The following is a 5,849-nucleotide window of genomic DNA, read 5'->3' on the forward strand; positions in this document are numbered from 1 at the left end:
CAGCAGGCCGTGACGGATCGGGTCGACCCCGGAGACACCGAGCAGGTAGTTGACCAGGCTGCCGGCCCCCGACCCGCGGGCCGCGCACCGCACCCCCATCTCCCGGATCAGGTCGGTGACGTCGCCGACGGTGAGGAAGTAGGACGCGTAGCCGAGCCGGCGGATCACCTCCAGCTCGTCGTCGAGCCGCTGGACGATCCTCTGCCCCGGGGCCGAGCCGTAGCGCCGGCCGATCCCGGCCTCGCAGCGTTGGCGGAGTAAGGAGTCCGCTGCAGTCACCGGGTTTCGAGACGCGTCGCTCGTTCCGGCGCTGGCGCGCCGACCCAAGCCGACGCTCCTCAACCTTCGCTCGTCATCGCTAGACCCGAGCAAGCTCGGGTCTAGCGCGAGCTCCGGAAAATGCACCTCCCCCAGCCCGAGGTCGGCGCGCGGGTCGAGGGCGCACCGGTCGGCCACCGCGCGGGTGCCGGCCAGCAGCCGCCGGGCGTCGCGGTCGCTGTCCGAGGAGAGCCCGGCCAGCCGGCAGATCTCCTCGGCCACCTCGTGCATCTGCTTGCCCGACTTCAAGAATCCCTCGGCGTTGCCGCGATCGACATGGCGCCGGTCGAGGGCGACCAGTCGCCGGGCGGCGTCGAGGACGTCGACGGTCGGGGCGTCGAGCCGGTCGGCGTAACGGACCGCGTTGGTGAGCACGGTGCCGAGTCCTGCCCTCCGGGCGACCCCGGCCATCCGGGCTGCGTGCGCGGAGCTGCCCGGACCCCACTCCCCGCCCCGGCCCGGGAGCCGGTGGGAGACCAGCTCGACGAGGAGGTTCTCGCGCGGCACCAGCTCGCGCCACGGAGCCAGCGCGGCCAGCGCGAGGTCGTCGCGGCGCCGGGTCACGGCCGCGCCGAGCCCGGAGGCCGGGCCGAGCAGGACCAGGACGTCTCCTCCTGCGAGGTGGGGGGCGAGCAGGTCGAGGTCGGTCACCGGGCTGCCCCGCTCCCCGGCCAGGTGGGTGGCCGAGACCAGCCGGCAGATCGCCGCCCACCCGGCACGGCCACCGCCGTCGCCTCCGGCGTTGGCCAGCAGGGTCACCCGGGGCAGGCCTCCCTGGTCGGGACCGGGGTCGCGGTAGGCCCCGCCCCGGACCGGCGTGCGGATGCGGGTGCGGGGCTCGACACGGTCGGGGGGACGGTAGGCGAGGTCGACCCCCAACACCGGGCGGACGCCGGCGGTCAGGCAGGCCTTGGCGAACTTCACCGCGCCATAGGTCCCGTCGCGGTCGGTCAGCGCCAGGGTGTCCATCTCCTGCTCGGCGGCCCGCTCGACAAGGGTGTGTGGGTGGGAGGCCCCGTGGCGGAGGGAGTAGCCGGACGCGACGTGGAGGTGGGCGAAGGGGTCAGGAGACACGGGTGCTCGTCACCGCGGACCGGCCCGGGAGCGGCAGGTGTGGCGCGAGACCGAGCGCCTGCTCGACCACCCCCAGGAACCGGTCGGCGTCGCGGACCAGGTCGTCGGCCTCGCGGTCGGTGACCGCCCGGGTCGAGCCGGCCTCGGCCGCGGCCCGCTTCCCCGCCCCCGCGGCGAAGAACCGAGCCCACTCCTCGAGCTCGGGGGCCACCTCGACCAGCAGCACCCAGGCGTTCCTCTGCGGTCGACGGCGACCGGGACGTGCGGGATGGGCCCGGGCGGCCAGCAGCGCCGCCGCGGCCCGCAGCGCCGAGACATGGGCGCAGGCATACCGGGTCGGGGTGGTGGTCGAGGTGATCGCCTCCTGCAGGGACTCGGCCGCCCGGGCGAGGTAGGAGTGGGTGGTGGCGGGGAGGGTGTGGATCTCGACAGGATCAGTACGTCGCATCGGTCGCCGCCCCTCAGTCCGCACAGCCGACGAGCTGCCACTGGCCCTCGCCCCAGTCGAAGGAGAGGTCGAAGACCCCGCCGCCGTCGGCCCGCCCCCGGCTGGCCTCCACGCGCCACAGCTCCCGCTCGGCCAGCAGGTCGGGCACCAGGTCGGGCACCAGGTCGGGGGTCTCCTCCGCCTCCGCCTCCGGCTCCTCGGAGCCGATCACCGCACGAGCCCCGGTGGACTGCCACCAGGAGCCGGTCTCCACCCAGTGGGCGAGCACCGCGCGCACCTGCCACAACCGACCGCGCCACAGGAACTGCTCGGGCCCCTCTCCCACGTGTCCCGGGCCGGACACCCAGCCCTTGCGCACCTCCACGGGGTCGTCGTACCGCCTCATGCCGTTGCCTTTCTCCAGCGCCGATCGACCCCTGGCGCCGTCCGGCGGGGACGGGGGTCGAGGTCGCCCCCGCCGAACGGAATCGAACATGTGTTCGAACAAGACCAAGGTACACCCCGGCTCCGACACGGCGTCAAGGCCGGGCCGGGAGCCCCGATGAAAAATCAGCGAAAGATCAGCGAGGGATCAGCGGCTGTGGGCGGCGAGCGCGGCGCCGCGCAGGAACTCGCTGGTGTCCTTGTGCCAGAGGAAGAAGACCAGCACCAGGTCGAGCAGGGCGGAGAGGACCGCCAGCGCCACGAACAGCACCGGGGGGTCGAGCCGCAGCACCGCGATCATCGCCAGCAGGATGAACCCGGCGAGCACGGTCAGCGCGACCCGTGCGGAGCCGTGGCCACCGCGGAAGAACACCACCAGCACCGCGGCCAGCAGGGCGAAGGTGAAGAAGAGGACCACGGCCACCGGGACGAAGACCGGCGGCTCGATCCCGGTGGGGTGGCGACTGAGCCAGATCCGGACCAGCTCGTCCTCCTGGACGACGGTCAGCAGGGTGGTCACCGCTCCGACACCGATCAGTGCGAGCTGGGTCCGGATCGCACTGGTCACCGATGCCGGCCGCTGCCGCCCCATGCCCACCCTTTCCTCGTGCCTCGAGACCAATAGGGTCAAGAGTATGACCAGCGAGCACCCGACGATCACCCGGTTTCGCGATGCGCACGCGCGCCTCGGCGGAGCGGGTGAGATCCGGGTCCTCCCCGAGTCCGCCCACACCGCCGCGCTCGCAGCCGAGGCGCTCGGGTGCGAGGTCGGGGCGATCGCCAACAGCCTGCTCTTCGACGACGGCGGAACCCCGGTGCTGATCCTGACCTCGGGTGCCCACCGGGTCGACACCCGGGCCACGGCCGCCCGGATCGGCGCCGGCCGACTGGACCGGGCTGCCCCTGACTTCGTCCGGGCGCACACCGGCCAGGTCATCGGCGGGGTCTCCCCCATCGGCCACCCCACCCCGGTGCCGACCTACATCGACCCCTGGCTGCGCAAGTACGACGTCGTGTGGGCCGCCGCCGGCCACCCGGCCGCTGTCTTCTCCACGTCCTACGAGGAGCTGGTGGCGATGACCGGGGCGACCCCCGTCGACGTGGACGACGCGCAGGGGGACGACTGATGGAGATCTGGCTCAACCCGGCCTGCTCCAAGTGCCGCACGGCGGTCGCCGGGCTCGACGCCGCCGGCGTCGAGTACGACGTGCGCCGCTACCTCGACGACCCGCCGACGATCGCGGAGCTCGAGGACGTGGTCTCCCGCCTCGGCCTCGAGCCCTGGGACATCGCCCGGCCCGAGGAGGCGCGGGAGGAGGGCATCGACCTGGCCAGGGAGCCCGCGCAGCGCGAAGCCTGGCTGGCGGCGCTCGCCGAGCACCCCCGCGCCCTCCAGCGGCCGATCATCACCGCCGCCGACGGCACCACCGTGATCGCGCGCGACCCCGAGTCCCTCGACCGGGTGCTCGGCGGCGGGCGCTGACCGGACGTCGAGATGGAGTCCCTGGCCCTGACGTTCACGGGCGGCTGGGCGAGCGGGATCAACGCCTACCTCCTGGTCCTGGTCCTCGGCATCGCCGACCGGCTCGGCGACGTCGAGGGGATCCCCGACGTGCTCGCCCGGTGGGACGTGCTCACGGCGGCCGCGCTGATGTTCGCGCTGGAGTTCGTCGCCGACAAGATCCCCTACGTCGACTCGACCTGGGACGCGATCTCGACCGCCATCAGGCCCACGGTCGGCGCCGTCATCGGTGTCCTGCTCGCCGGGGACGCCAGCACGCTCGAGCAGGCCGTGCTGGGAGTCGTGGGTGGCGGCACCGCCCTCGCGTCCCACCTGGTCAAGGCCGGTAGCAGGCTGGCCATCAACACCTCGCCGGAGCCGATCACCAACGTGACGGCCAGCGTCGTCGAGGACCTCGCGGTGCTGGGCGTGGTGTGGTTCGCGATCGACCACCCCCGGGCCGCCGCTGCGATCGCGGGGCTGCTGCTCGCGGGGGGCCTGATCCTGCTGCTCGTCCTGGCCCGGCTGGTCCGGCGCGGGTGGCGGCGCTGGAAGCACAAGGGCGATCCGGCATGGACCTGACCTCTCCCTCGGTCCGCGCCGGCCTCGTCGACCGGCTGGGCGAGCTCTACGCCGGCCGCCCGGTCATCCTGGGCCCCGCGGTGCTGGCGGCGCACACGCCGACGGTCGCCGCCCTGCGGGAGCGTGGCTGCCGGGTGCTGGTCCTGGCCACCGCGCGCGGGGCCGGCCCGGTCCCCGGACCGGACGAGTGCACCGTCGTCGAGCTCGAGACACCCACGACGCGCCTGGTCACCGACGAGCTGCGGCTGCTCGACCACCTCGCCCACCACCTGCCCGACCACGCGGTCGCGGCCATCGAACGCTTCGACCCGGCCGGCGAGGCCGTCTGGAACACCGGTCACTTCGTCAGCGACGACGAACCGATCCTGGGTCGCCGGGTGGTCGGGGGCCGGCCCGCGTCGTACCTGCGCATGGAGGACAAGCTGTTCGCCGAGCAGGTCTGGGCGGCCTGCAACGTGCCGACCGCGCCGCACCTCGTCGTTCCGGTCGAGGAGGCCGCGCTCGCCGAGGCCACCGCCGCCCTCGCGGGGCCCCTGGGCACCGTCTGGACCGGGGACGCGCGCGACGGGTTCCACGGTGCGGGCAACTACGTCCGCTGGGTCCACGAGGAGGCCGACCTGGCGGTGGCGCAGAGCTTCTTCTCCCTCCACTGCGACCGGATCAGGGTGATGCCGTTCCTCGACGGCGTGCCCTGCTCGATCCACGGCCTCGTGTTCCCCGACGGCACCGCAGTCCTGCGGCCGGTCGAGATCGTCGTCCTGCGCAAGGTCGGCGAGCGCGAGTTCGTGTACGGCGGGCTGTCGTCGTACTGGGACCCGCCGGAGGCGGACCGGGCCGAGATGCGCTCGATCGCGCGACGTGTCGGCAGCTGGCTCCAGGCCGAGCACGGCTACCGGGGCGCGTTCGGGATCGACGGCGTCCTCACCGCCGACGGCTTCCGGCCCACCGAGCTCAACACCCGCCTGCCGGCCGGGGCGGTCCGGCTCGCCGACCTCGACCCCGAGCTGTTCGAGCTCCTCCAGACCCACCTCGTCGCGGGACTCGACACCGGGGTGAACGCGACGGACCTCGAGGCCCTGGTCCCGCTGATGGACGCCGGGCGGAGCGGGCGCCCCGTCGCCATCGGGCAGGGTGTCTCGCTCGGCACCTCCGACGAGTACGACCTGGCCTGGGACGGCGTGGCCTTCACCCGGGCCGAGGGGACGACGGGCAACACCCTGGTCCTCGCCGACACCCCGTCCGGGTTCTTCGCGAAGGTCTCGCCGTGTGCCGTCCTCTCCCCCGGAGACCGCCTGGCGCCCGTCAACGCGGCGCTGATGGCCTACCTCGACCGCGAGTACGACACCGGCTTCGGGGCGGTCGAGGCGGCGCCCGACCTGCGCTGAGGCTCTATAGGGTCGCCCCATGGCGCGCGTCGTGGTGGTGGGGGGTGGCTTCGGCGGGCTCGCCGCGGCCGCCCGCCTGGCCAAGCTGGGCCACGACGTCACCCTGACCGAGCGGTCC

General features: G+C 73.8%; 9 protein-coding genes. 5 read left to right on the top strand and 4 right to left on the bottom strand.

Annotated features, from left to right (window positions below):
* From VFN12_RS07150 to VFN12_RS07165, 4 genes are all read right to left on the bottom strand, one after another.
* The coding region (locus VFN12_RS07150) for a PHP domain-containing protein (RefSeq protein ID WP_325117936.1) at positions 1–1,392 on the bottom strand (1,392 nt) is incomplete at its 3' end.
* Positions 1,382–1,840 carry an SAV_6107 family HEPN domain-containing protein gene (locus tag VFN12_RS07155; RefSeq protein ID WP_325117937.1) on the bottom strand — a complete coding sequence of 153 codons (459 nt, stop codon included), beginning with the start codon at positions 1,838–1,840 and terminating at the stop codon, positions 1,382–1,384. The genes VFN12_RS07150 and VFN12_RS07155, both read right to left, overlap by 11 nt.
* A gap of 13 nt (positions 1,841–1,853) precedes the next feature.
* Positions 1,854–2,225, bottom strand: a complete 372-nt coding sequence (locus VFN12_RS07160) for a DUF6504 family protein (protein WP_325117938.1) — start codon at positions 2,223–2,225, stop codon at positions 1,854–1,856.
* A gap of 186 nt (positions 2,226–2,411) precedes the next feature.
* Positions 2,412–2,855, bottom strand: a complete 444-nt coding sequence (locus VFN12_RS07165; RefSeq protein WP_325117939.1) for a hypothetical protein — start codon at positions 2,853–2,855, stop codon at positions 2,412–2,414.
* A gap of 43 nt (positions 2,856–2,898) precedes the next feature.
* On the opposite strand from VFN12_RS07165, the gene VFN12_RS07170 reads away from it, so the two are divergent.
* From VFN12_RS07170 to VFN12_RS07190, 5 genes are all read left to right on the top strand, one after another.
* A complete protein-coding gene (locus tag VFN12_RS07170; protein WP_325117940.1) occupies positions 2,899–3,390 on the top strand; it encodes a YbaK/EbsC family protein in 492 nt (163 codons plus the stop codon).
* Positions 3,390–3,746, top strand: coding sequence for an ArsC/Spx/MgsR family protein (locus VFN12_RS07175; RefSeq protein WP_325117941.1), 357 nt, complete (start codon positions 3,390–3,392; stop codon positions 3,744–3,746). Before VFN12_RS07170 ends, VFN12_RS07175 begins: the two co-directional genes overlap by 1 nt.
* A gap of 12 nt (positions 3,747–3,758) precedes the next feature.
* Positions 3,759–4,346 carry a DUF4126 domain-containing protein gene (locus tag VFN12_RS07180; protein ID WP_325117942.1) on the top strand — a complete coding sequence of 196 codons (588 nt, stop codon included), beginning with the start codon at positions 3,759–3,761 and terminating at the stop codon, positions 4,344–4,346.
* Positions 4,337–5,731, top strand: a complete 1,395-nt coding sequence (locus VFN12_RS07185) for a hypothetical protein (RefSeq protein WP_325117943.1) — start codon at positions 4,337–4,339, stop codon at positions 5,729–5,731. Before VFN12_RS07180 ends, VFN12_RS07185 begins: the two co-directional genes overlap by 10 nt.
* Positions 5,732–5,750: 19 nt before the next feature.
* Positions 5,751–5,849: FAD-dependent oxidoreductase (locus VFN12_RS07190; protein WP_325117944.1), on the top strand; the 99-nt coding region annotated here is incomplete at its 3' end.

Source organism: Nocardioides sp. (assembly GCF_035703625.1).
GTDB lineage: Bacteria > Actinomycetota > Actinomycetes > Propionibacteriales > Nocardioidaceae > Nocardioides.